Annotated in this window: 19 protein-coding genes; 14 read left to right on the top strand and 5 right to left on the bottom strand. The window is 46.3% G+C overall.

Annotation, left to right across the window (positions count from 1 at the left end; translation table 11 throughout):
- Window positions 1–66 precede the first annotated feature (66 nt).
- On the bottom strand, window positions 67–783 hold the full coding sequence (gene msrA, locus ACRBG0_RS02955; RefSeq protein ID WP_431485438.1) for a peptide-methionine (S)-S-oxide reductase MsrA: 717 nt from the start codon (window positions 781–783) through the stop codon (window positions 67–69).
- Between the two features lie 173 nt (window positions 784–956).
- Here msrA and ACRBG0_RS02950 point away from each other — a divergent pair, with 173 nt between their 5' ends.
- From ACRBG0_RS02950 to ACRBG0_RS02935, 4 genes are all read left to right on the top strand, one after another.
- Window positions 957–1,886 (top strand): hypothetical protein, encoded by a 930-nt coding sequence (locus tag ACRBG0_RS02950; RefSeq protein ID WP_431485437.1) that lies wholly within the window; start codon window positions 957–959, stop codon window positions 1,884–1,886.
- A 128-nt stretch (window positions 1,887–2,014) separates the two neighbouring features.
- A complete protein-coding gene (locus ACRBG0_RS02945; RefSeq protein ID WP_431485436.1) occupies window positions 2,015–2,905 on the top strand; it encodes a DUF6175 family protein in 891 nt (296 codons plus the stop codon).
- Between the two features lie 29 nt (window positions 2,906–2,934).
- Window positions 2,935–3,510, top strand: a complete 576-nt coding sequence (locus ACRBG0_RS02940; RefSeq protein WP_431485435.1) for a methyltransferase domain-containing protein — start codon at window positions 2,935–2,937, stop codon at window positions 3,508–3,510.
- 31 nt (window positions 3,511–3,541) lie between these two features.
- Window positions 3,542–4,387: a hypothetical protein gene (locus ACRBG0_RS02935; protein ID WP_431485434.1), complete on the top strand. Its 846-nt coding sequence runs from the start codon at window positions 3,542–3,544 to the stop codon at window positions 4,385–4,387.
- 114 nt (window positions 4,388–4,501) lie between these two features.
- On the opposite strand, the gene ACRBG0_RS02930 is transcribed toward ACRBG0_RS02935, so the two are convergent.
- A complete protein-coding gene (locus tag ACRBG0_RS02930; protein WP_431485433.1) occupies window positions 4,502–11,431 on the bottom strand; it encodes a gliding motility-associated C-terminal domain-containing protein in 6,930 nt (2,309 codons plus the stop codon).
- Between the two features lie 272 nt (window positions 11,432–11,703).
- Between ACRBG0_RS02930 and ACRBG0_RS02925 the strand changes: the two genes are divergently transcribed.
- Both ACRBG0_RS02925 and ACRBG0_RS02920 read left to right on the top strand, forming a co-directional pair.
- Entirely contained in the window at window positions 11,704–11,904 is a 201-nt protein-coding gene (locus tag ACRBG0_RS02925) for a dodecin family protein (protein ID WP_044085587.1), read from the top strand.
- 10 nt (window positions 11,905–11,914) lie between these two features.
- Window positions 11,915–12,430 (top strand): TrmH family RNA methyltransferase, encoded by a 516-nt coding sequence (locus ACRBG0_RS02920; RefSeq protein WP_431485432.1) that lies wholly within the window; start codon window positions 11,915–11,917, stop codon window positions 12,428–12,430.
- A gap of 203 nt (window positions 12,431–12,633) precedes the next feature.
- On the opposite strand, the gene ACRBG0_RS02915 is transcribed toward ACRBG0_RS02920, so the two are convergent.
- Window positions 12,634–12,939 (bottom strand): hypothetical protein, encoded by a 306-nt coding sequence (locus tag ACRBG0_RS02915; RefSeq protein ID WP_431485431.1) that lies wholly within the window; start codon window positions 12,937–12,939, stop codon window positions 12,634–12,636.
- A gap of 357 nt (window positions 12,940–13,296) precedes the next feature.
- Between ACRBG0_RS02915 and ACRBG0_RS02910 the strand changes: the two genes are divergently transcribed.
- The 8 genes from ACRBG0_RS02910 to ACRBG0_RS02875 all read left to right on the top strand — a co-directional run bounded on the left by ACRBG0_RS02910 (window position 13,297) and on the right by ACRBG0_RS02875 (window position 20,050).
- The gene (locus tag ACRBG0_RS02910) at window positions 13,297–13,995 is read left to right on the top strand and encodes a glycosyltransferase family 2 protein (RefSeq protein ID WP_431485430.1); all 699 of its coding nucleotides are present in this window, start codon (window positions 13,297–13,299) and stop codon (window positions 13,993–13,995) included.
- A gap of 29 nt (window positions 13,996–14,024) precedes the next feature.
- Complete coding sequence (locus ACRBG0_RS02905; RefSeq protein WP_431485429.1) at window positions 14,025–15,599, top strand: cellulose synthase family protein; 1,575 nt, start codon at window positions 14,025–14,027, stop codon at window positions 15,597–15,599.
- A 75-nt stretch (window positions 15,600–15,674) separates the two neighbouring features.
- The gene (locus ACRBG0_RS02900; protein WP_431485428.1) at window positions 15,675–16,367 is read left to right on the top strand and encodes a DUF4377 domain-containing protein; all 693 of its coding nucleotides are present in this window, start codon (window positions 15,675–15,677) and stop codon (window positions 16,365–16,367) included.
- A gap of 91 nt (window positions 16,368–16,458) precedes the next feature.
- The gene (locus ACRBG0_RS02895) at window positions 16,459–17,808 is read left to right on the top strand and encodes a glycosyltransferase 87 family protein (protein WP_431485427.1); all 1,350 of its coding nucleotides are present in this window, start codon (window positions 16,459–16,461) and stop codon (window positions 17,806–17,808) included.
- A gap of 123 nt (window positions 17,809–17,931) precedes the next feature.
- Window positions 17,932–18,768 carry a CvfB family protein gene (locus ACRBG0_RS02890; RefSeq protein ID WP_431485426.1) on the top strand — a complete coding sequence of 279 codons (837 nt, stop codon included), beginning with the start codon at window positions 17,932–17,934 and terminating at the stop codon, window positions 18,766–18,768.
- Between the two features lie 29 nt (window positions 18,769–18,797).
- Window positions 18,798–19,097: a hypothetical protein gene (locus ACRBG0_RS02885; RefSeq protein WP_431485425.1), complete on the top strand. Its 300-nt coding sequence runs from the start codon at window positions 18,798–18,800 to the stop codon at window positions 19,095–19,097.
- A gap of 112 nt (window positions 19,098–19,209) precedes the next feature.
- The gene (locus ACRBG0_RS02880; protein ID WP_431485424.1) at window positions 19,210–19,704 is read left to right on the top strand and encodes a DUF4440 domain-containing protein; all 495 of its coding nucleotides are present in this window, start codon (window positions 19,210–19,212) and stop codon (window positions 19,702–19,704) included.
- 13 nt (window positions 19,705–19,717) lie between these two features.
- Complete coding sequence (locus ACRBG0_RS02875; RefSeq protein ID WP_431485423.1) at window positions 19,718–20,050, top strand: low molecular weight protein tyrosine phosphatase family protein; 333 nt, start codon at window positions 19,718–19,720, stop codon at window positions 20,048–20,050.
- Between the two features lie 178 nt (window positions 20,051–20,228).
- Here the strand turns inward: ACRBG0_RS02875 and ACRBG0_RS02870 are convergent, their stop codons facing one another.
- Window positions 20,229–20,825, bottom strand: a complete 597-nt coding sequence (locus ACRBG0_RS02870; RefSeq protein WP_431485422.1) for an FISUMP domain-containing protein — start codon at window positions 20,823–20,825, stop codon at window positions 20,229–20,231.
- Between the two features lie 371 nt (window positions 20,826–21,196).
- Window positions 21,197–23,395, bottom strand: coding sequence for a B12-binding domain-containing radical SAM protein (locus ACRBG0_RS02865; RefSeq protein WP_431485421.1), 2,199 nt, complete (start codon window positions 23,393–23,395; stop codon window positions 21,197–21,199).
- Between the last annotated feature and the right edge of the window lie 38 nt (window positions 23,396–23,433).

Below are 23,433 nucleotides of genomic sequence, written 5' to 3'. Positions count from 1 at the left end.
TTTAATGGCAGAGTTGTTGTAGAGGGATGTGGGACGATAGAAACGTCCCGCATCCCTCTGTATTTTTTAAGCCTTCTCTAAATATTGAGCGTATTCCTTTGCGAATTTTTCCACTTTTGGGCGGCTGATCCGCTGAATGTAAGGATTTTCAGGATGCTGAGGATAATAGTTTTGGTGGTATTCCTCTGCCAGGTAGAAGGTGCTGGCGGCAGTGATTTCTGTGGCTATAGCTTGATCATATTTGCCAGTGCTGTTGAGCTTGTCTTGGTAGGCACGGGCTTTGCTGGCTTGTTCATCATTGAGATAAAAAACACCAGAACGGTACTGGGTGCCTACGTCCGGCCCTTGCCGATTGAGTTGGGTAGGATCATGGCTGGCATAGAAGAATTCTAACAATAAATCATAAGATACAATAGCAGGATCAAAATAGACTACGACAGCCTCTGCATAACCCGTTCTGCCGGTTCCGATTGAACTGTAAGTCGGCCGCATTCCTTCCTCACCACCAATATAGCCGGAATAAACGCCTTTTACGCCTTTTACGCGTTCAAATACCTCTTCGGTACACCAAAAACAACCACTGGCAAAAATGGCCTGGCTGTAATCTTCCAATGCACGATCGAGTTGGGCTTCTGCGAGTGTAGGTGTGTCAGAAGCGGAATAAGATGGCGCAGGTTCTTCTGTAGGTGGTGGTACTTCCTGGGCTGTTGTCGTTTGTGATGTAGAAGGATTGCAGGCCAGGAAAATTAGCGAAAAGAGGAATAAACAATACGTAGGTTTCATAATTGTAGTTTTTAAAGGAACGCCACTGTAACAATAATCTGATTCGTAAAGATCAACCTTTTTGATAATAATGACCGCACAAGGACAGTTTAGAGGCTGTCAGCATTTTTTCTGGAATAGGGTTACCTTTGTGATTTAAGTGCAATGAAGTTGTTATGAGCTTACTCTTCCCTATGAAAAATTTATCTATAAATTTCTGTCTGCTGTTCTTGCTCCTTGTCTTTTCGCTGGGTGTTGAAGGCCAATCCGTAGTACCTACGATTGGAGTACCGACCTTTGTCAGTGATGTAGAGATGGGGGAGGGTAGCCTGCTCCTGCTTGGAGAAGCTGCTGAACGAGGTTTGACCGAAAACGAAGGTTTCCGGATAGTAGACCGCCGTCGCCTTGATGCGGTTTTTATGGCGCGAGAAGAAGTCCGCCACGAAGATTACCTGGCCAGCGACCGGGAAAGCATTGCTGCACTGGGTGCTGATTACTTACTGGTCGGTCGGATACTAAGCCGTAAGTTAGCCCCTCGCCAATCGACCTCGCCAGACGGTCTGCCTACGAAAACAGTAAGCTTGCGTTACCAATTAAAGCTAAGTCTGCTGGATGTACGCACAGGCCAATTAATGAAAGCTGAAACTAGCCATTTGGAAGGTTTTCTAAGCACCCAGGTCGGTGAACCAGAAATGGATGCGCCGCTTGAGAGCTTGATTGCTCAGGTTGAACGCAAGGCTGCTGCCCAACTGTCGAAAAAAGTGAGGAGGTTTGTTTTACGAACCTTTCAGGGCGGAATGCAGGTTGTGGATATTTTACATGAAAGCCGAAATAAAATCAATGAGGTTTTGGTGGCAACCACAATGCCAAATTTTTCTGGGCAGGAACTGAAAATTTACTTCAATGAATATTATGTGATCAGCGGCGATACGCTTGCACGGCCGATTGTCTTGGCAGAAGCACGTATTCAGCGGCAAGAAGATCGTTTACTGGAATGTAAAATATTGAAAGGTTCCACCCAGTTGTATGATGCCCGCGAAGAAGGGCACGTCCTTTATGCTGTTCCCGGTGATCAAAAGTCGCATTGGTTAATGAAAATGATGTTTTTGGGACTGGTGGATTAGATGAAAGTGCTCACTGGCGTTCGCGGGATTGTGTATAATGAGTACCCGTGAGCGAAGCGAACACTTCCACGAGGCACGAGTCTCCGTGAGTTCCGACACCTCGGAACGAACACTAAAACGATAAAGAAATGAGAAAATATACCCTATTACTATTGTTTTTCTATAGCTGTATCCAGCTGGTTAGGGCCCAAACAGAACCCCGATTAGATAGTATGCCTGGGTATCAGCCTACCATTATGGTTATTCCCTTTGCGAAACAAGGGGAAGACTGGCGGCAGCAACTGGAACAAGATAAAGTAATGCTGACCGCTGTGACTGCGGTACGCGAAGGCTTCGCAGCAGCGGGTTACAGTACTGTTGACCTACGTGCGCGGTTACGGCAGTTGGCCAACGATCAGACCATTGAGTGGGGCAACCTCACGAGTGTCAAACAAGAAGTGATCGAATTGTCTGGTGCAGATATCTATGTGGAGGTAGAGCCTATTATCAATAACTCTTATAACGGCAGTACAGGTGGCCTTATCATGACGGCCTATGATGCTGTTTCGGGGGTGTCGTTAGCCAATCATACGTCGCATTCCCCTAGTTTTTATACCAAACAGTATGAGCGTTTGGTACAAAGAGCAGCCGAAGAAGGGCTCCCCGAGTTTATCCCGCAGATAACGTCAAGTTTTCATGATATGCTCATGGCTGGGCGTGTGCTGGCGCTGAACATAACCTTGGACCCTTCGGTAAGCTACGACCTGGATAGCCCAGTAACAGGTAGTGACCTGCTACTGGCAGAAGTCATTGCCAATTGGTTGGGCGAAAATACCCTTCGAGGCCAGTACCACCTGCAAGGGATGACGGCCACCAAGATGATCGTCGACCAGTTGAGAGTACCCTATTTGCATCCCACAAATGGCCAGCCTTACCGGGCTTATCGTTTTGCTGTGAAACTTAGGAACTTCCTCCGCGAGTTGGGGTACGACTGTGAACGTGATGTGCAAGGAAACAAAATATTCATTACGCTTAACTAGGTTGCCTGCGATGAAGAAAACAGTAAACAATGAAAGTTGAATACGATAAATACTATCAAACAGAAAACTTATTTGGAAATCCATATCCCGAATTGATAGACTTTTATTCGAGAATAAAAGTCAAAAGCAAACTATTGGATCTTGGTTGTGGACAAGGAAGAGACTCAATTGCTTTGGCAAAATTGGGGTTTGTTGTAACAGGAATAGATAATTCCAAGGTTGGAATTGAGCAGTTAAATGAAATTGCGAAAAAAGAAAATTTGCCATTGCTCGGAATTGTTGATGATATTTTCAATTACTCGAATTTTGGAGAATTTGAATTTATTCTTTTGGATAGCATGTTTCATTTTGGTAAAAAAGAAAGGGTAAAGGAAACGGAATTTTTAAATCGAGTTATAGCCGAATCAAAGCCAAATACATTAATCACCATTTGTATTCAAAAAACGGGTAAGAAATTGGAAATACTTAATTCGATAATTTCAAATAGGAGTGACTTGGAAATCATTCATCAAATCGAATTAATTTACATTTATCATGATGAAGAATCAAATCACCATTCAGAAACAAAGTATGAAATGGTTTCGATAAGAAAGATGAACAAATGAACACGGCACACACTTCCTTAACTAGCTAATTATGCGATTATTTTCATTGATTTTGCTCCTCTCTGGTTTCCTTAACGGAATAGCACAGGACCTTCCCCTGCAATTACGCTTTGCAAAAAGTGTGGAGGAGGATGTTGTACAACGGCTCACGCCAGCTTTGCAGCGTAATGGTGCACTATTAGACAGTCTCTCCGGTGTATTGTTGGAAGCCGACTTGGTACTCGCCCGTGAAGGGCAAATTGAGGGAATGCGTAACCGTTTTGTAGCGGCCTATGACCTCCTGGTTAATTTGAGATTGAGCGGTAGCGACCAGGTGATAAGCACCGCCAGTACTTCGCTACAAGCAACAGGGAGTTCTCAGGCCGATGCTCGTCGGAATGCTCTCCGGCAATTGACGAACGGCGGCACCTCCGTCAATCGCCTATGGGAAACACTGAAGGCGGATTATCAAAAGACGTTTACAGCCAACTGTAATGACTTATTAGCTACAGCTGCCCAACAAGCAGAGCGAGGCAACCTGCTCACCGCCCTCGCCATCACGGATGCGATCCCAATGGCCTCTCCCTGTTATGCTCAGGCCCGAGATAAGCGCCAGGCTTACTACCTGGATTATCAGGCAGCGTCTTGCCGGCAACATCTGGAAATGGCTCACCAGCAGTTGGCCTTGGAAATGCCCAAGGCTGCGCTTGACGAAATTGGCAAAATAGACCCTTCTTCAGATTGTGGCGGAGAAGCTCGGCAACTGGTAGGAAAAGCGGCAGCTCAATTGAAGGATCAGCAATCGCGAAAGGCACAATTCCTAAGACAGGTTTATCAAAATCAGGTGCAAATAGAACAAGCACGCAACACCATTATTTCCGATTTGGTAAGGGAATAGTTTTAAACCACCAAAGGCACCGAAGGATTTTTAAAACCATATAAGGACCTAGCCAAACAAGGTAAATTCACGAATTTACCCGACGCTGGTGCCCTTGGGAGGTTAAAAAAAACACTATTTCATCAGCACCACATCGCCTGTGATCAATTCCGTACTGCCATCGGTATAGCGGACTTGGGCGTAATAGACAAAAACGGCTGGGTTGAGCGGCTCGCCCCAGAGGGTGCCATCCCAGCCTAGCGTAGCGTCATTAGGTGGGAAGTTGTCTCTCTCAAAGACCATGTTTCCCCAGCGGCTAAAGATGCGTAGGCTTTCGATTTCTACGACTTCATCACCAGCGTAAATAGTAAATAGATCATTGTTGTCATCTCCATTCGGAGAGAAGATCGTCGGAATAAAAACCCTAGTGCGGTTATTGACAAAAACACGCATTGTATCACTAGCCGTACAACCGTTTTCGTCGATGACAGTCAGAAGAATATATTGAGTTTCTTGCGGTGTGATAAATGGTAGGAAAGGGGCATTTTCTTGAAGCAAGCCCGGAGCATTCCACTTCCAATCAATAATAGGGCGAGTTAATTCAGGTTCAAGCTGAAGGCTGTCACCTAGCGAGACCTCTTGATCAGGCCCCAGTTCTAGACCTAGCGGGAGAGGAACCATCAAGGTGGCCGTTTCTTCCCAATCACAACCCTGGCTGTCCAAAACTTGTAGCTGGTACGCGCCGGGAGGGAGGTCTTCAAAGAAAGATAAGCTGTTGAATCCCTGATTGTTTATTTGATAAAGATAAGGAGGGGTCCCTCCAAAGACAGCATTGACACTAATACTGCCGGAAAGTTCTCCGACACAAAGCGGCGATACAATTTCTATGTCCAGGCTATCAATGGGGGCACCTTGTAGTATTATTTCAATACTATCGGATGCAGTACAGCCCGTAGAAATATCGGTGACCATTAAGGTATAAATTCCTGCTACTATCGCCGAATCTAATAGGTTTGTACCATCTCCAAGTAGTGTACCATTGGTGCTGGACCATTGATAGCTATAGTTGGCTCCTTGAGAAGAACCAGTACCATTTAGATGAATCAAAATATTATTACAATCTATATCACCATCGGTGTTGGCTTCTACTTCAGGTAGGGTGAAATTACTACCAACAAAAACAGAATCAGGAAAGCTACTACATCCATTTTCGTCAGCTGTTAATACCAAGGTATACCAGCCACTAGCTGTTGCTTCAGCGGTGGGGGTAGTGCTTATTGTTTCTCCGTTTTCATTGGTCCACAAAAATTGAAAACCATCAGGATCTGTAGGTGTGGAGGTGCTTAAAGTACTGTTTGAATTACTACAAGTGATCGTATCAGCTGGTGCTAAAGTCAATAATGGAAGGGTGAAATCACTGCTTACATTAAAGTCTAGCGTGTCTGTACAGCCATTTTCACTATCTGTAACAATGAGCGCATAATTACCAGGGCGATCGGTAAACACCTGTGGGGCAGCGAGGTCGGGAAATAAATTACCAGCAGGGGTAGTTTGCCAAGAGTAAAACAGCCCGTTGCTTGTGTTGCTTAAAGAGTTAGTACCATCCAGTAATAAGGTGTCTTGTGCACAGCTGAGTTGTAAGTTTCCAAGATTATCCACGACAGCTTGGGGCGTTATGAAATCTTCATCCACCAATAAGCTGTCGGTAACGAAGCAACCATTACCTGTATCTGTCAATGTTACGAAGTACCAAGCACTGGCACCTATGAGTGGGGTAGGAGTATCTTCATCCTCAATCAAATTACCTGTAGACGTACTCCAAAGCCAGCTACTTCCACCATTAAAAGTTGACCCTGTTGCCGACAATCGTATTTCTGGTTGGAAACAGTTAATGAGGGTGTCATTGCCAGCTGTAAGTACCGGTTGGTTGGCGTCTTCGGCGATAAAAACACTATCACTGGCAACGCAACCATTGGCTTGTGATTGTACATCGAGAAAATACCAGCCGGTTGCATAGATGGTTGGTTGCAACGAAGTAGGGTTGTCTATTTGTGCCATTTCCGGATTGCTCCATAAATAGGTCGCATCACCAGGGGCTGTGCCTGCTAGTTGGAGACTGTTTAGCGTACAATAGAGCGTGTCTGCTATCCCTGCATCAATGACAGGGGGAAGGGTGTCAATACCTACGGTAACTATGAAGCTATTGCTACAACCAGTAGCATCATTTTCTGCGGTGTATTGATATTGGCCGGGCATAGTCACTACGAAGTCCGTTGTGTTTTGAGTACACATAGAAGTAACCTCGTCGCCAAATTCATCAAGGGGGCACCAGCGGGTAGTAAAGCTCCCTGTCGTTGGCGGCGAGGAGGTCAGGGTAACGCTGCTTTGTGTGCAGGTAAGCACGGTATCCGGGAAGCTAGTCAGTTCGGGTATCTCTTCATTGAGTCTTACGCGTACCGTGTCGGTAGTAGAGCAGCCGTTTAGTAGGTTGGTCACCTCCAGGGTATACAATCCGGGACAGGTGACCAGCGGCGTGGTGTTGTCTTCACCAGAGATACACGCAGCATTTGGGCCCGTCCATTGATAGCTTACGCCACTAAGAGTGGAGCCAGTACCATCAAGAGGTGTTACATTGTCTTGGCAGGTGAGGTCCATATCCGGCCCAGCCTCGGCGACAGGTAAGACCAGGTTTTCTATTACTAAAACGGTATCCGTTTGGCTACAGCCAGTGAGTAGATTTGTTAACTCCAATACGTATTCTCCGGGACTAGTAACTGTTAGTGTGGGAGAGGATTCAGGCAGGTTGCCCAACGTTGTTTCTTCCCAGCGATAGCTGTACTCAAAATCTTCATTGTTGGATAAGTTTTGCAAAAGAATGTTGGTACTATCACAGGTGATCATTCGATCTGGTCCAAGATCAACGAGTGGCGTATTTGTCAATTGCAGGACGGTAGCTGTAACGATAGTGCTGAACCCGAGTGTATCGGTTGCGGTGAGTGTATAATTACCGGGCTGGTTGACAGCTAAGAATAGACTGTCTTCACCGGCTATGTCACCGGTTTCATCTGACCACTGAAGAACACAACCTTCACATTCGCGGCAAAATTCTACCTCGAGATTGACAATGGAGGTAATGCAATCAAGGGTATCTACAGAAGCTAAATCCAGACAGGGGACGCAGGTTTGTTCTGTAACAGTAACGAGGTCATTGTCTGAACAACCTGTCTGATTATTGATGACAGAAAAAGTATAGTCGCCGGGCTGGTTGATTAAAACAGCTAGACTATCAGCATCTTGCTCTATCCCCAGGCCATTCCAGGTGTAGGTGTAATCTCCTGCGGGCGGATTGACAAAAGCTTGTAAACGGAAAGTATCCACCTGGCAAGGGAAAACGGAGCTACCAAAAGCAATCGTTGGTGGGTTGTTGTTGAGCGTAACCTGTACAACATCTGTACGAATACAACCATTGTCTGTGTCCTGCGCCATGAATACATAAGTACCGGCAGTATTGGTAGCATAGTTGATGTTTTGAGTAAGGGTGTCATCAGGGGCGAAAAAAGTAGTCCATGCAAAAGTATAATCATTGACATCACCTATCACAGACCCCTGTAAGTCAGCGAGGGTATTATTACACGTTATTTGTTGGTTGGGGCCAGCTTCGACGATGGGTGCGACAGTGTCGATTAAGACAGTTATCGTTGCGGTGTCTCGTAAATTGAAGATACTGTGCTCAACAATGAGCTGATATTCCCCAGGGCAAACCACCTCAATGGTTGGCGAATCAGCAGGAGATATTAGGCACCCCGCAGATGGCCCTGTCCAGGCATAAGTCTGTGGGCCGATAACTTGGCTATTTGACCCATCTAAAAAGATGGACTGCTGAGCGCAAGTAAGCACTTCAGCGGGATCAATAACCGCTACGGGAGTACAGTCTATCAGTACTTCTACGAAGGCTGTATCAGAACAGGATTGGTTAATGTCACTGGTGACCAGGGAATAAATGCCGGGTTCTTGAACACTAGGCTGATTATTAGGCAAACTAATGGCTACGTCATCTAAAAACCATTGAAATACACTGCCAATGCTACCGTTGTTGTCTAAAACTACCGACCCTGTTTCACAAGAGAGGTAAGCAGTGTCTGGCAAAATGGAGATACTGAAATTAGGAGCCAGGTTAACCCTGGTGGTATCACTCCCACTACATCCATTGTCAATATTGGTTACCGTAAGGGTATAAAGTCCGGGGCAATCCGTAAAAATAGCCCAACTGTCTGATTGAGGGGTGATACAGTCGGCTGTCCATTCCCAAGTGACGGGCCTGGAAAAAATAGTACTGTCTGGTTGGAGTTGAACAATGTCTCCACCACAAGTCAACAGTTGGCCTGGCCCTGCGATGACATCTTCAGGAGTAATAAAGTCTTCGTCGACTTCAGCAGTATCTAGGGCGGTGCAACCATTACGGATGTCAGTGACTTCGAGGGAATAGGTGCCTGCTTCTGTAATCAGTAAGCTGTCGTTGGTGGCGTTGGGGATGGGGGTGCCACTACTGTACCACTGATAACTGTAAAAAGGGCCGGTTGAGGTAGTATTGCCTTGCAAAAGGAACATCGCTGAGTAACAATTCAAGGTAGTATCAGGCCCAGCGTCGGCAGTCGGCGCCAGGGTATCTTGTTCTACGAAAATAGTAGAAGTATCCCGGCAAAAATTATCCTGCCGAATGATAATCAATTCATAATTGCCCGTTTCTGCCACCGGAAATGTGGGGGTATTGGCGTTTTGCCCAGAAGGGCCTGTCCATGTGAAATCAATGATACCGTTAGGAGTTGATAGCGTACCATCGAGTACTACGGTCTCCTCTACGCAAGTGAGCGTATCGGCGGGAGCAATCACCGCAAATGCCGGTGTTAGATCTTCTTCAATCAATAAGGAATCCAGGGCACTACAACCATTGTTGGCATTAACAACTTCCAGGTAGTACCACCCTGGGCAGTCAATAATGGCCAAACCAGAGCCGGGTGTTTCTGTAATACAAGGCCCAGACCAGCTGGCCGAAATCCCTTGGCCTAAAGAGGCGGAACCATCAAGGGTATCCGCAAGGAGGAGACAATTGAGCGTGAACCCCGGACCCGTAAAAACATCTGGTGGAAGTTGATCTGCCACGACGCTAACCGTACTGGTGTCGGTACAGAAACTAAAGGTATCCTGGACGATAAGTTGGTAGTCACCCGCAATGTTGACGGTAGTGAATAGACTGTCTAGGGGCCCAGTAATGCTGCCGTTGGTGGTTTGCCACTGGTAAGTGTAGGCATTACCAATACTCGTTGTAGGCCCACCAATTTGTACACTTGGTTGGGCACAGGTGACGCTGGTTGCTGGTCCGGCATCGGCGATAGGCGTATCAAAATTTGCACTTAAGGCAAAGGTGTCACGGGCAGTACAGACGGTTCCTGAAACTTCCTGGCTTACTTCTAAAATATAGGCATCTTCAGCATCGACTAGCAGGGTAGGGGTGTTGCCTAATATTGTCTCATCAATGGCGAACCATTGAAAACTAAGTTCCCCAGCAGGAGACGATCCGCTACTATTCAAAGTAACTTCCGGTTGAGCACAATCTATTTCTGGCGGGCCAGTAATAGCGGCCTGGGGTTCAAGTACCAATAAGTCTACGATTACCAAACTATCACAACCGGCTACGGAGGTTAGTAAAATTTGGTAGTTGCCTGTATTGGTCAACAAACTATCACCCACCGCAAAGTTTTCGCCAGCACAAATAACCGGTGTAATTGGTGTAATCTGTTCGGCCAATACGATCAGATTGAGGTTGACAATGCTATCGCAGCCCAGTTCAACGCTGGCGAGCGTGTCACTGTAAACGCCGGTTTCGAAATAAAATTCATTACCTACGAATACAGTATCTCCAGGGCAGAGGGTCGTATCTATACTGGTAAATTGTACCTCTTGAACAAAAAGGTCAAGGGTGACGATGCTGTCACAGCCGGCATAATTTTCAAGGTCTACGGTGTAAAAACCACCATCATGAAAGCTTTGTGTCCCAACGACGATACTGTCTCCTCGACAAATGCGTTCATTGAGCCGGGTGGTATCGGGTGGGGCAACGATAGAAACATGGAGGCACTCGGGCGTAAGTACACCACATAGCCAGGGTTCAAGCCCTTCGAGGTTGGTACGGATACTGTCGAGGGTAAGCACGCCGTCAGGGAGAGGGAGGCTATCGAGTTGATTGCTGCGGTACGAGAAGCCACAAATATCATATTCCCCAGCGGCCGCTGTTCGTAGGTCGAGTACAGAATCAAGTTGTTGGTATATGCCATCCAGACCAATAAGATAGGCGTAGCTGTATTCCAGCGTATCCGCTTCGCCAAGAAAAAAATTGATATCTGGTGTGATTGCCAAGGTGTCGGCACCTATACAAGCCAGGATATCTTCGTTCTGCCACTCACCCGCTTGGGCAAAGCAGCATTCTACACCTCGACTATCGCAAAAAATGAGCCGGAGGTAGGTGATTGCACCGGGGTTATTGGAGGGATTGTTGGTAATGTTGAACGTCCAGGTTCCATTGACGGGGCCAGTATTGAAATCTTCGAGACAACCGCCATAAGGGTAGTAAGAGCCATTGTAAAAACCAAAAGGCACCCAGTTTTCGACCTGGTCGTTGTTCCACTGATCGGCGAAAGCACTATCGGGTTGGGCGACAGAGCCACAGTTGACCAAGTTGATCTGCCATTGCGTACCAGGGGTGAAAGCAAAAGGGTCATCACTATTTGGCCCGAGAAGGCCAACAGTTTGGCCACCTGGAGAAGTAAGTGAAAGTTCAAAATTTTCTACAAACTGATGGACAAATCCCAGTTCTATACCACATAAACCCTGCATTGGATCGCTGAGGTCGTCATTAAAGTAATCACTTATATCAAGGGATACGGAACTCGTAGTATTAGCGGTGAAAATGATGGTATCTCTTTGTCCACAATTCTGGGCAAAGCCCCGCGATAGAGCTATCACGGTGAAAATGGAAAGCAGCAAAAGGCGCACAAGCGGTTGGCGCATGGGGTGAATGTTCTTGCAGTTGATAAAACGTCTAAGTATTTTCGTACTGTTCCTAAGCGCTTTATAGACTGCTGTTCTTGGGATAATATTGTGAAGGTTGGACCAGAAAATACGATTTTTGCCCAAGCCTCAAGGTAAAGATACGACGAAAGGAGGAAATGCTGCTTTAGGTGCTCATCTCGTTCGAACATAGGCAGCAGGTACAAGGTTATTAAATCACTACGTCTAAAATCCTTATCTTACTTTCATCTATTAACAAAAACAAGAAAACTATGATTGTCAAAGTAATTGAAGTAATCGCCTCGTCTGAAAAGGGCATTGAAGACGCTATCCAAAAAGCAGTAACAGAAGTAAGCAAAACCGTCCGTAATGTGGATTCGGTATACGTAAAAGATATCAAGGCCCACGTTCAGGATGGCAAGATTTCCACCTATGGTGTGATTTGCAACATCTCTTTCCGAGTTAATGACTAAAACTTAGCTGTTGGAACAACAACAATTGAGCCACGGGGAGACCCGTTGGATGACACGAACATTTCCCCTCATTCTGGCCTGTGATAATTGGCAGGACCCCCGGAATGTGGGGATGGCTTTTCGTCTGGCGGATGCCTTCGGCGTGGAAGCTATTTGGTTGGGAGGAACGACACCGGTGCCACCCAACCGCAAAATCAGTAAGACCGCCCGTAGTACGGAGAGCTGGGTGCCTTTTGTGCATCAGCACAATTTAGCAGAGGCATTAGTAGAGCTAAGAGCAAAAAAATATACCCTGATAGGGGTAGAGATTACCAATCAAAGCAAGGCTTTGGATGAATACTTAAGCACCGAAGTTCAGCAGCCTACGGTATTGGTACTAGGTGCTGAACAATCCGGTATTAGTAAAGAGGTGTTGGAGGTGTTAGATGATTGTGTACACATTTCTATGTACGGCCGCAATTCCAGTTTAAATGTAGCTACAGCATTGGCCATAGCACTCAGTGCCTGGGTGAGTCGGTGGCAGTAGATAGGATAGAGAAAGAAGCTCAGAGCTCTATCTACCAGCGAACCGAACAGGTGAACTCGGCGCATCTCGATCTTCCATCGGGAGAGCACAGCCAGGGATAGAAGGTAGCGATAGCGAACGGACAGCCCGGCCGCCCCGCAGGTGGCGGGGATGCCAAGTGCATTGTCTTGTTAATCTCTTCGTAGCATATTGAACAGCCATTATTACAAGGCTTCGACAACCGCTTCTACCTGAAGCCTGATTTTTAAACACCGTAAGTGATTAAGAGAATAACTTTTAGGATATCGTTTAGAGCTGTAGACCAGCCCGGTAGCTTTGAGTTTATCAAGCTGCCGTTTTAGTTTCCCAGGAGATGCTCTGAGTTCTTGGCTCAAGTAGGGAAGATGGATATCCTTTTGGGTCTGTAATTTTTCAAACAACTCCTGTGAGCCAGGCTCCAGAAGTAATTCCAGGCGCTCTAGTGCAAGGTCCAGCTGTGTCGTCGGTAAAAGAGTATTTCCGTTACGCATGAGTGAAATGATTTATCCGCAAGTAAATTAGCACGACTTTTGCCCGATTTTTTCGGAGGGTTAATACAAAAGCCGATTTGTGCTTCAGCAACCCGTAGGAAGGCCGAAGCTATATGGTTTCACTCATTATTGTTATTTGTGCCTAGGCAAACCGAAGTCTACCCATTTGTCGCTATTGTACGGTGGACAGCGGTGAAGGTTACGAATTGAAGAAAAATAATGTTCTTTTTTTATAGCAAAGTGCTTAAGTACTGAATATGTAGCCATTGGGACAAGCAGAATCTATTCATTTGGTGTACCTTTGCGCCGAAATCTTAAGTAGAATGGGGCATCTCTGCTTCTAGTAAAGCATCAACTTTGAGCAAACCTGTTATTGATCTTATTATTCCTGCTTACAATGAAGAAGCTTCTATTGGGCTGGTTGTAGCAGATATTCCCCGGGATTGGGTACGAGATATTATTGTTTGTAACAATGCAAGTACTGATAAAACGGCTGAAGTAGCTGCGGCAGGAGGTGCTACAGTTGTTGACCAGCCAAGGCCGGGGTATGGAAGTGCTTGTTTGGCTGGCATGGCCCATATTACAGCTAAAAAGCTATCAGAACAGCCTGACATTGTGGTTTTTTTGGATGGAGACTACTCGGATCATCCAGAAGAGTTACCTTTGTTGATCAAACCGATACTCGAAGAGGAGATGGACATGGTGATTGGCTCTCGGGCCACAGGAGCGATGGAGAGCGGTGCGATGCAACCCCAACAAATTTTTGGCAACTGGCTGGCCACAAATTTGATCCGACTGTTTTACAACTATCACTTTACAGACCTTGGCCCTTTTCGGGCAATCCGTTGGGATAAACTGCAAGCGTTGGAAATGCAGGATCCTGACTTTGGGTGGACTGTAGAGATGCAGGTTAAAGCTGCTAAAAAGAAATTACGCTGTACGGAGGTTTCCGTTACTTACCGCCGCCGAGTGGGGGTGTCAAAAGTTTCTGGAACCATTCGTGGAACGATAATGGCTGGATATAAAATTTTGTGGACCATTTTTAAGCTGCTGTAGTTTCAGTAGCTAGGTAAAAGTCAATAAGCATGACTACACTTGCTTTTTTCGTGTTGGGAGTATATACTCTCGCCTTGTTGTACATCACCATTTATTGTGTGATGCAGTTCAACTTGTTGTATTATTATAAGCGCGGTCGCCGCAATACGCCGGAAATGATCATGGCAGAGCACGAGCAACCTGTACAGGTTGCAGTAGCTGCTGGTGGTGATAGCTGGAGTTCAGGCGCTGGTCAGATGACGGCTTTTGCCGAAGAAGATACCGATGCTTACCCGTTTGTTACGGTACAACTACCGATTTACAACGAGATGTACGTCATCGAACGACTGATCGATGCGGTCGCAGAATTTGATTATCCGAAGGATCGATACGAGATCCATATTCTGGATGATTCTACCGACGAAACCCTCGATATTGTCGCGGCTAAAGTGGCGGAATATAAAGCCAAAGGCTATAATATCGAGCAGGTGACACGTGAAATTCGCCAAGGATTCAAGGCCGGCGCATTGCGTGATGGCATGTCTGCCGCGAAGGGTGAATTTATGGCCATCTTCGATGCGGATTTTCTTCCTAAGAAAGACTTTTTATTGCGTACCCTTCCGTTCTTTCAGGACGAAAAAGTGGGCGTAGTACAAACTCGTTGGGAGCACATCAATGAAGATTATTCTCTCATTACCCGCTTGCAGGCTTTACAGCTGAATGTGCATTTTACAGTAGAGCAAGTGGGCCGTATGAACGGCGAATACATGCTTCAATTTAATGGTACTGCTGGTGTTTGGCGCCGCAAAACCATCGAAGATGCTGGCGGTTGGGAAGCTGATACCCTTACCGAAGATTTGGATTTGAGTATCCGTTCTCAATTGAAGGGATATAAGATTCGCTTTTTGGAGAACATTGGCTCTCCAGCCGAATTACCTGCTGAAATGAATAGCTTCAAATCGCAGCAGTTTCGCTGGATGAAAGGTGGCGCGGAAACCGCTAAAAAAATGCTGCCTACCGTTTGGCGTTCAGATCTCAGCTTGAATCAGAAGGTTCACGCTACCAGCCACTTGTTGGCAAGTTCGGTCTTCTTGTTCGTGTTTCTGGCAGGAATATCGAGCGTGCCGTTATTGTTCTTTATGGGCGATTTAATCGAAATGGGCTTCAGCAAAAACTTCTTTGCTTACTTCCTCGTAGGTTTGTTGTCGATTATCGCTATCTACTACGTGGCGAATATTCAAAGTCCGGCCAATCAGGAAAAAGATTTTGGAAAGGCAGTAACCAAGTTTATCCTGCTCTTTCCTTTGTTCTTGGCATTGTCGATGGGGCTTTCATTGCACAACTCGGTTGCTGTATTGCAAGGTTACCGAGGTAAGAAATCGCCTTTTATTCGTACGCCGAAGTTCAATATCAAGAATATCACGGATAGCTTTAAAAAGCAGAATTACCTTACCAAGAAACTTACTTGGACAACCATTGGAGAGGGGCTGCTTTCGCTGTATTTCATTGCCGCAGTAGGTGGAGCATTCTATATACAGAATACAACATTCGTCATGTTTCACTTGATGCTTGCCCTCGGTTTTGGCGCGATCTTCGTGTATTCTGTAAAGCATTTAAGGCTGTAGTTTTTTATCGACCTTGTCAGTGAGAGAACAAATATTTTTCATTTGTTGTTTTAGAAGAAATCTAAACGAAAAACCATGAAAAAGGAATTTGCTTTCACACTATTTAGTCTGTTTTTTGTGTTGTTCTTTTCCTCTTGTACGGAAAATAAGAATAGTGATGATGTTGTAACATTCTGGGTCAATAGTTCGAGAGCAGAGTGTTCCGCTGGCGCAGGACTGAAGCAATGCTTACAGGTTTATAAAGGAGATGATCCTTCCTCGGGAGAGTGGGAGTTCTTTTACGAAGAAATCAAAGGATTTGAATTTGAATCTGGTTATTTTCAAAAGCTGGAAGTAAAGAAAACAACTCGGGAAAAAGGTAAAGTCCCAATGGATGCATCCACGCTGGAATATACTTTGATAAAAGTATTGAAAAAGATGGAAGATCCTTTGTTTGCACTGGACGGTAAGTGGATGGCTACGAGTATTGCCGGAAAGGAACTTACTGACGAAACGACGATGCCTGTTCTACAGGTTGACTTGGCAAAGATGATGATAGCTGGCTCCAATGGTTGTAACAATTACAATGGAGGGATTAATACCCTTACTGAATCTGCCATTGAGTTAGGTAACATCGCCAGCACAAAAAAAATGTGCATGGACATGAGTATTCCCGACAGCTATGACCAGGCTTTAAATAATACTGCTACTTACAAGATGACTGACGGCGAACTGGCCTTTATGGGCAAAGACGGAGCAACAATAGTATCTTTTATTAAGGCAGAATAGTACAAGAATTGTCGCAACGAAAACGTATTTAAAGTGGTTAAGGAATTCTGTTATTGCAAGAATCCTTAACCACTTTGTTATTTTTGCCGACATGCAATTTCCAAGATTCCATCAACTGCTTGCCGGCCTCGTTATGCTTTTGGCAACCTTAGGCTTAGGTTACGGGGTAGAGCAGTCTTCATTTGTGCGAATTCTCTCTTGTTACGGGGTGTTTTTCTTTGTCTACGTTTGGCAAACGCGCACCGCAAGGTCTACTGATCTTACCTTCTGGTTGGGGATAGCGATATTGTTGCGCCTGGCGCTAGTAGGTGCATTTCCTGCATTATCTGATGATATTTACCGCTTCGTGTGGGATGGCCGATTGTGGCTGGCTGGGCAAAACCCCTTTGATCATTTGCCGGTCTGGTACTTGGAACAAGGGCATCAGTTGCCCGGCTTGGGCCAGGCACTCTTTAATGAACTCAATTCTCCGGAATATTATACCATTTACCCACCAGTAGCGCAGGGCTTATTTGCCTTTTCCTGTTGGCTTTCGCCCAATAGTGTATGGGGCGCAGCGCTTGTAATGCAGGTGTTTTTGCTGTTGATGGAAGTAGGAACGATCTTCCTCTTGTTGGCCCTGTTGCGGGAATGGGGGTTGCCAGCAAAGAGGGTGCTGTGGTACGCGCTCAACCCGTTGATTATTGTCGAAGTAGTGGGTAATTTACACTTTGAAGGAGCGATGATCTTTTTCTTGCTTTTGGGTTTGTGGCTCTTGTTGCGGTGGCGGCGTGAAGGGAAAGGTTGGACTTTTGTCGCATCAGCCGGGGCGATGGCTTTGGCCGTAGCCAGCAAACTGCTTCCATTGTTGTTTTTCCCATTTCTTATTCGGCGCTTGGGTTGGAAGCGCAGCTTGGGGTACTTCACCATTCTGGGCGTGGTCTTGATGCTTAGCTGGTGGCCACTACTGAGTAGTACATTCCTAAAGAACTTCGGGAGTAGCGTCAATCTCTATTTTCAGCAATTTGAATTCAATGGATCGCTGTACTATTTTGTCCGTTGGCTGGGGTACCAGATCAGTGGATTCAACCTCATTCGTTTTGTAGGGCCCATTCTTGCGGTTTTGGTTTTTGTGACCATAACCGGCCGGGCAATACAAGAACGCGCGAGCGAAGTATGGGCTGAGCTGCCCGGGCGGTGGTTGTTTGCTATCGGTATTTATCTGTTTTGTGCCACTACGGTTCACCCTTGGTACACGGCCCTGCCACTGGTGTTATGCCTGTTTACACCATACCGTTGGCCAGTCGTATGGTCAGGAATGATTTTGCTGACGTACATCAATTATAGCTATCCGGAATACTACGAAAATCTTTGGATCGTAGGATTGGAATATATAGTTGTACTTTTGTGGGGAAGTTGGGAGGTGTGGACAAAAAAGGAAGCAAATCGTACTGTTAACTAGTGTATTCATCCTCTTCTTTCTGTAAGGAAAATATCTAAGCAGAGTAACTAAAACCTCCGTGCCTCAGTACCTCTGCGGCAAGAAAAAGTTGGTAACAAGAATAATAAGTAAAATTTAGCGCAAGTGATAGCCATCGGACAATACAACGATTTAGAGATATTAAGAGAAACCAGTGTAGGTCTTTTCCTAGGTGATGGAGAAGGCGAAGATGTGCTACTTCCCAATAAATATGTGCCAGAACACTACGATATTGGCGATCAAATCAGGGTTTTTGTTTACCTCGATTACGATGAGCGCAAGGTTGCTACTACACTCACACCGGGTATATTACTTAATGAGTTTGCCTTACTTGAGGTCGTAGATGTCGCTGATGTAGGTACCTTCCTGGATTGGGGAATGGAAAAACACCTGATGGTGCCCTACAGCGAGCAACGTGTAAAAATGGAAGAAGGCCGTTGGTACGTGGTGTATCTAGCCCTGGATGAAGAAACCGATCGCCTCTACGCCAGTAATAAATTGGAAAAATGGCTTGTCAATGACGAGCTAACTGTAGAAGAAGGTGATGAAGTTGAAATCCTTGTTTATCGCGAAACAGAAATTGGCTACTCTGTGACCGTGAATAACCAACATCGGGGATTGGCCTATAAAAATGAAATTTTCAAAGACCTGCGCATCGGTGATAAAATGACTGCCTACGTCAAGAAAATCCGCGAAGGCAACAAGATCGATATTTCACTCCACCCTATTGGCTATGAAAACTTCAATAGCAAAAACAGCGAGGACATCTACCACGCCCTGGAGCAAAACAGGGGCTTCCTGCCTATCACGGATAAAAGTGATCCAGAGGTGATTTATCATCGTTTTCATATCAGTAAGAAAGCTTTCAAAAAAGCCATCGGTGATCTGTACCGTCAGCGGAAGATCACCTTGGAAGATGGAGGGATTCGGATTGCGGAATAAACGTGATGATTTAACGTAAGTATCCAATTGTGCATATTGAGAACCCTATCCTGAAAAAGGTAATCGTCGCAGAAGAGTTAAATAAACTCGAATACCTGGTGGAAGATGTTTTTGATCAAAGCTCATTGGTTATGACGATTCCTGCTAAACTGAGGATGAATTATTTTGTAATCAAACCTGGAGAGTGTTTGTATATGATTGTACCTGAAGCGTCTTCTGAGCGAGGCGTTTTCATTTACGAAAAGTACATCAATCTAGGTAATCAGCTTAATGACTTGGGGCGGCAGAAAATGCTATTACTTGAACGAGAGAAGAATTTAAAAAAGTAGGTCTAACTGGGACGGTAATCGTATGATTGCGATTACACGTAAACAGCACCCAATCGTACCAGTGCGATCATACATTTAGCGCCAAAAATCACAAAAACAACAACATTTCATCATGAGAACCACAAGCCTTTACCTCCTCTTTTTACTCGCCATGTACGGCTGTCAGCAAGCTACCCCTCCAACTGATACCGTAATCGAAACGGCTGTGGACGAAATCACCCCCGAAGAAGCCATCCAGCAACTGGTGATCGATGCTTTCGACGAAGTATGGTCGGCCCTCGATACCAACAGTTTGGCGCGCTTGCATACCGAAGACTTCCTGCTGCTAGAACATGGTGAAGTATGGACCAATGACACCATTATCAACTACCAACGCAACGCAATGGCAGGCATGATCGAGCAAGGATACGTACGCACCAATCATATGGAATTCCTGACTACAGGGGCCAATGGCGAACTAGCTTGGACAACTTACCACAACTATGGCACCTGGACCGTCGGAAAAGACACCACTGGGCAAGCCCACTGGCTCGAAAGCGCCGTAGCAGTGAAGACCTCCGAAGGTTGGAAACTGAAAATGTTACATTCTACCCGGGTTCAGAAGTAAGCGTATCTAATGCATGACTAAAACTAAAAACCTCCTCTTCATTTGTAGCAAAAACGAATGGCGCAGCCGCACTGCCGAGACCATCTTTCGTAATACAGAGGGGATCAACGTAAAGTCTGCCGGCACTTCTAAAACAGCCCGTATCCGGGTCAATGGCAGCCTGGTCAATTGGGCAGAACTCATCTTCGTCATGGAGGATTCCCACAAACAACGTATCACTGCTGACTTTGGCGATCTGTTAGAGGATAAAACGGTGATCGTCCTGGATATCCCTGACGAATACCCCTACATGGACGAAGAGCTGATCAGCGAATTGCGCGATAGTGTAGTGTACTATCTGGAATGAAATTTCCGAACAAACTCTAATTTATAGAGAGCCTTTAATGATCAAGTATACATCTTCTTTTTACACCTTTCTACATTTTTTTTGAACGCACCCCGTACTCTTCTGTACCTATGTGGTGAATAAAACACACAGGCATAAATAAAAGACCACATACCTCTGTGGTGAAAATTCTGTACCCCTAGTCATCCCTCACACAACGCACACAGCAAAGGTCCATTTTGGGTACTTGGTCACTATAGATTCTACTTTCTTTTTTGCTAATCATTCGGTAAAGCGAGAATTGCTCGCCTGATGGGCCCGGTTCATCTACCCAATAATAGACAAATTGATCTTTGCCCAGAAAATCACGACCTCTAAATCTTCCCATGCCCGAAAATGCTAGCCCTAGCCTTTGCGCTAGCAAAGCACCTTCCTGGTCTCCTCGCCATACCCTTATGGCCTCCGCTTCAGCAGGCTTCATGCCCAGCGTTTGTTCCAGTGTTCTCCAATCCATCTCCGTGGGTAGTCGCCAGCCCGAGGGACAAGCTATTTGGGCTTCGGAGAAGGAATACAATCGTCCATATTTCTGACAATTTTCTTCCTCGTTCTTATAGCAAAAGGAAGCAGGTGTTTGATATTTCAAATCGCCGCCCAACCAGTCTTGGTCACCAATGGTAATGACCTCATAGACCTGCTGATCCCTGCTGTCTACAAATTGATTAGCACGAGCAGGTTGAGTAGGAGAACAACTGCATTGGAGAAAAAATGCTGTAATAATGCAGGATAATATTCTCATTTTTTGTTTTTCAAGCAAGGACTAAATTTTTTATGGGGCCTCCCCCGCATTCGCGTGGGCGCTACGTTACGCAGTTCGTTATTCACTCAGCCCTTCGGGCCTGCCCGTGCCGGGCAGCTGCTGCACATCGCTAGGCCAGTTGTGGCCGTAAAATTGTCAAAATATCACCTGTTCTCAAGATCCCGAGAGTATCCAGTCAACTGTGTCTAACTAAAATAGTCGAAATGTATCTCTACCGACCTTAAAGTAGTTTGGGCACAAGCCCCAAAAGCTTTGTTGTCGGGATACTTAACCAGTAATAAAAAACCTCTGCGCCTCTGCGTCTCTGCGCGAGATACACTATTTGGGATACTCCCAAGATTCCCTCCCTGCTAAACTGCCACCAACCCAATTTCCCGCACCACCTCCATTTCATCAGAATACCAAAAAGCATCAAAGTTGTCGAGATGAAGGAGATAGTCTGCTTTCAATTGATTGAACACAAGGGGCTTCTCCTGCTGCGGCGCTGCTTTTTCGAGTATGGCTAGTAGCCACTCAGATTGCGGTTCCGTGAGGTTTACGGAAACGGTGTCGCGCTGGTCATGAAAAGTGAGCTCCACCAAGGTTTTACCTTTCTTGCTCTTGCCAGTGGGCGTGACGCTGGGTACACTGCCCAACCAAACAATCTTGGCCGAGGGTTTGGTAATGGGATAGGGAGCATCTTCCAAACTACGGACGATGTAGTCTTCTGCAATCGTGGTGTTAGGCAGAGGAAAATCAAACCACTCTTGTAGTTCGAATTCAAAACCAATGCCATGCATATAGTTGAACAATGACTTTTTGAGACCAAAGCTAAACTGGTCGTGGTTGATGCCGGTTTTGTCAGTGAACTGAATATCGTTATTGGCGAAAGTAATGTCTGCGAGATGAGGCACTACCCCGTAAGCTTCCGGCTCCAAGCCCACTGGACTGTGCGCCGTGAGGGCAAACTGGTGCCAGAAACCCGATTGTAGCACACCCACTTCAAACAATTGTCGTACCATTTCCAGGCTATCAACCGTTTCTTGCATCGTCTGAGTAGGGTAGCCATACATGAGGTAGGCGTGTACCATGATTCCGTTTTCCGTAAAATAGCGAGTTACACGAGCCACCTGCGCCACGGTCACCCCTTTTTGAATCAAGTCCAGCAGGCGGTCGGATGCGACCTCCAGGCCTCCTGAAACGGCAATACAACCCGAGGCGGCCAGCAGTCGGCACAAGTCCCTGGTGAAGCTTTTCTCAAAGCGGATATTCGTCCACCACGTTACGGTCAAGCCGCGCCGGATGATCTCCAGGGCTACCGCCCGCATGAGGGCCGGCGGCGCGGCCTCGTCCACAAAGTGGAAACCACGCTCACCGGTTTGGGCAATCAGTTCTTCTATGCGGTCTACCAGCAAGCGCGCAGCCACAGGCTCATAGAGCTTGATATAATCCAAAGAAATATCGCAAAAGGTGCATTTGCCCCAGTAGCAACCGTGCGCCATCGTCAGCTTGTTCCAGCGGCCATCACTCCACAAGCTGTGCATCGGATTGGCAATCTCAATGACAGAGATGTACTGGTCCAGCAGCAAGTCGGAATAATCAGGCGTGCCCACGGCGCTCTGCTTGTAATCCTGTCGCAGCGAGAAGTTATTGTAAAGCACCTCGCCCTTTTCGTCAAGCAGAAAGGTGCGCTTGAAGAGTTGGAAGTCTGGATTTTTATCTGCGGGCAGCAGCACATTGTTGGCTAGTAACTCAATCGGCAGTTCCCCATCATCGAGGGTGATATAATCGAAAAACTCGAAGACGCGCGGTTCCTTGAGCGAGCGCAATTCCGTATTGGGAAACCCACCGCCCATGGCTGTTTCTATCTCGGGATGATGTGCTTTCAGGTATTGGGCACAACGAAAAGCACTGAACAAATTACCGGGAAATGGTACCGAAATACACACCAGTTTAGGTTGTACTTCGGCGATGCGCTCCGCCAGGATATCTATCGTCAATTGATCTACGTAAGAAAGCTCTTCCTCTAACTCACTGTAAAGTTCATCAAAACTGTTGGCTGATCTCCCCAGCCGCTCGGCATAGCGACTAAAGCCAAAATGCTCATCAATGCACTCCACCATAAAGTCAGACAAATCCTCCAGGTAGAGGGTCGCAAAATGCTTGGCTTTGTCTTGCATGCCCATATTGCCAAACGCCCATTCCATATCGTCCAGCTGTTCGAAGCGACTGGCCTGAGGCAGGTAATTATCACTACAAATATGCCGTGCCAGCGTCGGCTGATGCCCTTGAAGAAAAGCGATGACAGGCTCTATCGTCCGAAGGTAAGCATGCCGCAGGGCATACATCCGCTGGGTATTCGGCGTCTCCAGGCGTTCGTGCTCGTAGGCCGCCTCAAAGAGCAACTCGAGGCTTTCGCGGGTAAACAGCGCCAACATGACCTCAATGCCTAAGTCCATCTGGTAGGAAGAGATATTCTTCGTATTCAGAAACCCCTTCAGGTAGGCCGTCGCCGGATAGGGCGTATTCAGCTGGGTAAAGGGGGGCGTAAGAAGGAGAAGGTCTGCCAAGAGGGAATGAGTTTGAAAGTTACCCCGCAAAGGTAAAC

The organism is Lewinella sp. (assembly GCF_050633125.1).
Classification (GTDB): domain Bacteria; phylum Bacteroidota; class Bacteroidia; order Chitinophagales; family Saprospiraceae; genus Lewinella.
This window is presented reverse-complemented; position numbering and strand designations above follow the sequence as displayed.

What these genes read in the sequence shown, in the direction of transcription:
- msrA (WP_431485438.1), bottom strand. Translation starts at nt 783, where the DNA reads ATGAAACCTACGTATTGTTTATTCCTCTTTTCGCTAATTTTCCTGGCC.
- ACRBG0_RS02950 (WP_431485437.1), top strand. Translation starts at nt 957, where the DNA reads ATGAAAAATTTATCTATAAATTTCTGTCTGCTGTTCTTGCTCCTTGTC.
- ACRBG0_RS02945 (WP_431485436.1), top strand. Translation starts at nt 2,015, where the DNA reads ATGAGAAAATATACCCTATTACTATTGTTTTTCTATAGCTGTATCCAG.
- ACRBG0_RS02940 (WP_431485435.1), top strand. Translation starts at nt 2,935, where the DNA reads ATGAAAGTTGAATACGATAAATACTATCAAACAGAAAACTTATTTGGA.
- ACRBG0_RS02935 (WP_431485434.1), top strand. Translation starts at nt 3,542, where the DNA reads ATGCGATTATTTTCATTGATTTTGCTCCTCTCTGGTTTCCTTAACGGA.
- ACRBG0_RS02930 (WP_431485433.1), bottom strand. Translation starts at nt 11,431, where the DNA reads ATGCGCCAACCGCTTGTGCGCCTTTTGCTGCTTTCCATTTTCACCGTG.
- ACRBG0_RS02925 (WP_044085587.1), top strand. Translation starts at nt 11,704, where the DNA reads ATGATTGTCAAAGTAATTGAAGTAATCGCCTCGTCTGAAAAGGGCATT.
- ACRBG0_RS02915 (WP_431485431.1), bottom strand. Translation starts at nt 12,939, where the DNA reads ATGCGTAACGGAAATACTCTTTTACCGACGACACAGCTGGACCTTGCA.
- ACRBG0_RS02905 (WP_431485429.1), top strand. Translation starts at nt 14,025, where the DNA reads ATGACTACACTTGCTTTTTTCGTGTTGGGAGTATATACTCTCGCCTTG.
- ACRBG0_RS02900 (WP_431485428.1), top strand. Translation starts at nt 15,675, where the DNA reads ATGAAAAAGGAATTTGCTTTCACACTATTTAGTCTGTTTTTTGTGTTG.
- ACRBG0_RS02895 (WP_431485427.1), top strand. Translation starts at nt 16,459, where the DNA reads ATGCAATTTCCAAGATTCCATCAACTGCTTGCCGGCCTCGTTATGCTT.
- ACRBG0_RS02880 (WP_431485424.1), top strand. Translation starts at nt 19,210, where the DNA reads ATGAGAACCACAAGCCTTTACCTCCTCTTTTTACTCGCCATGTACGGC.
- ACRBG0_RS02875 (WP_431485423.1), top strand. Translation starts at nt 19,718, where the DNA reads ATGACTAAAACTAAAAACCTCCTCTTCATTTGTAGCAAAAACGAATGG.
- ACRBG0_RS02870 (WP_431485422.1), bottom strand. Translation starts at nt 20,825, where the DNA reads ATGAGAATATTATCCTGCATTATTACAGCATTTTTTCTCCAATGCAGT.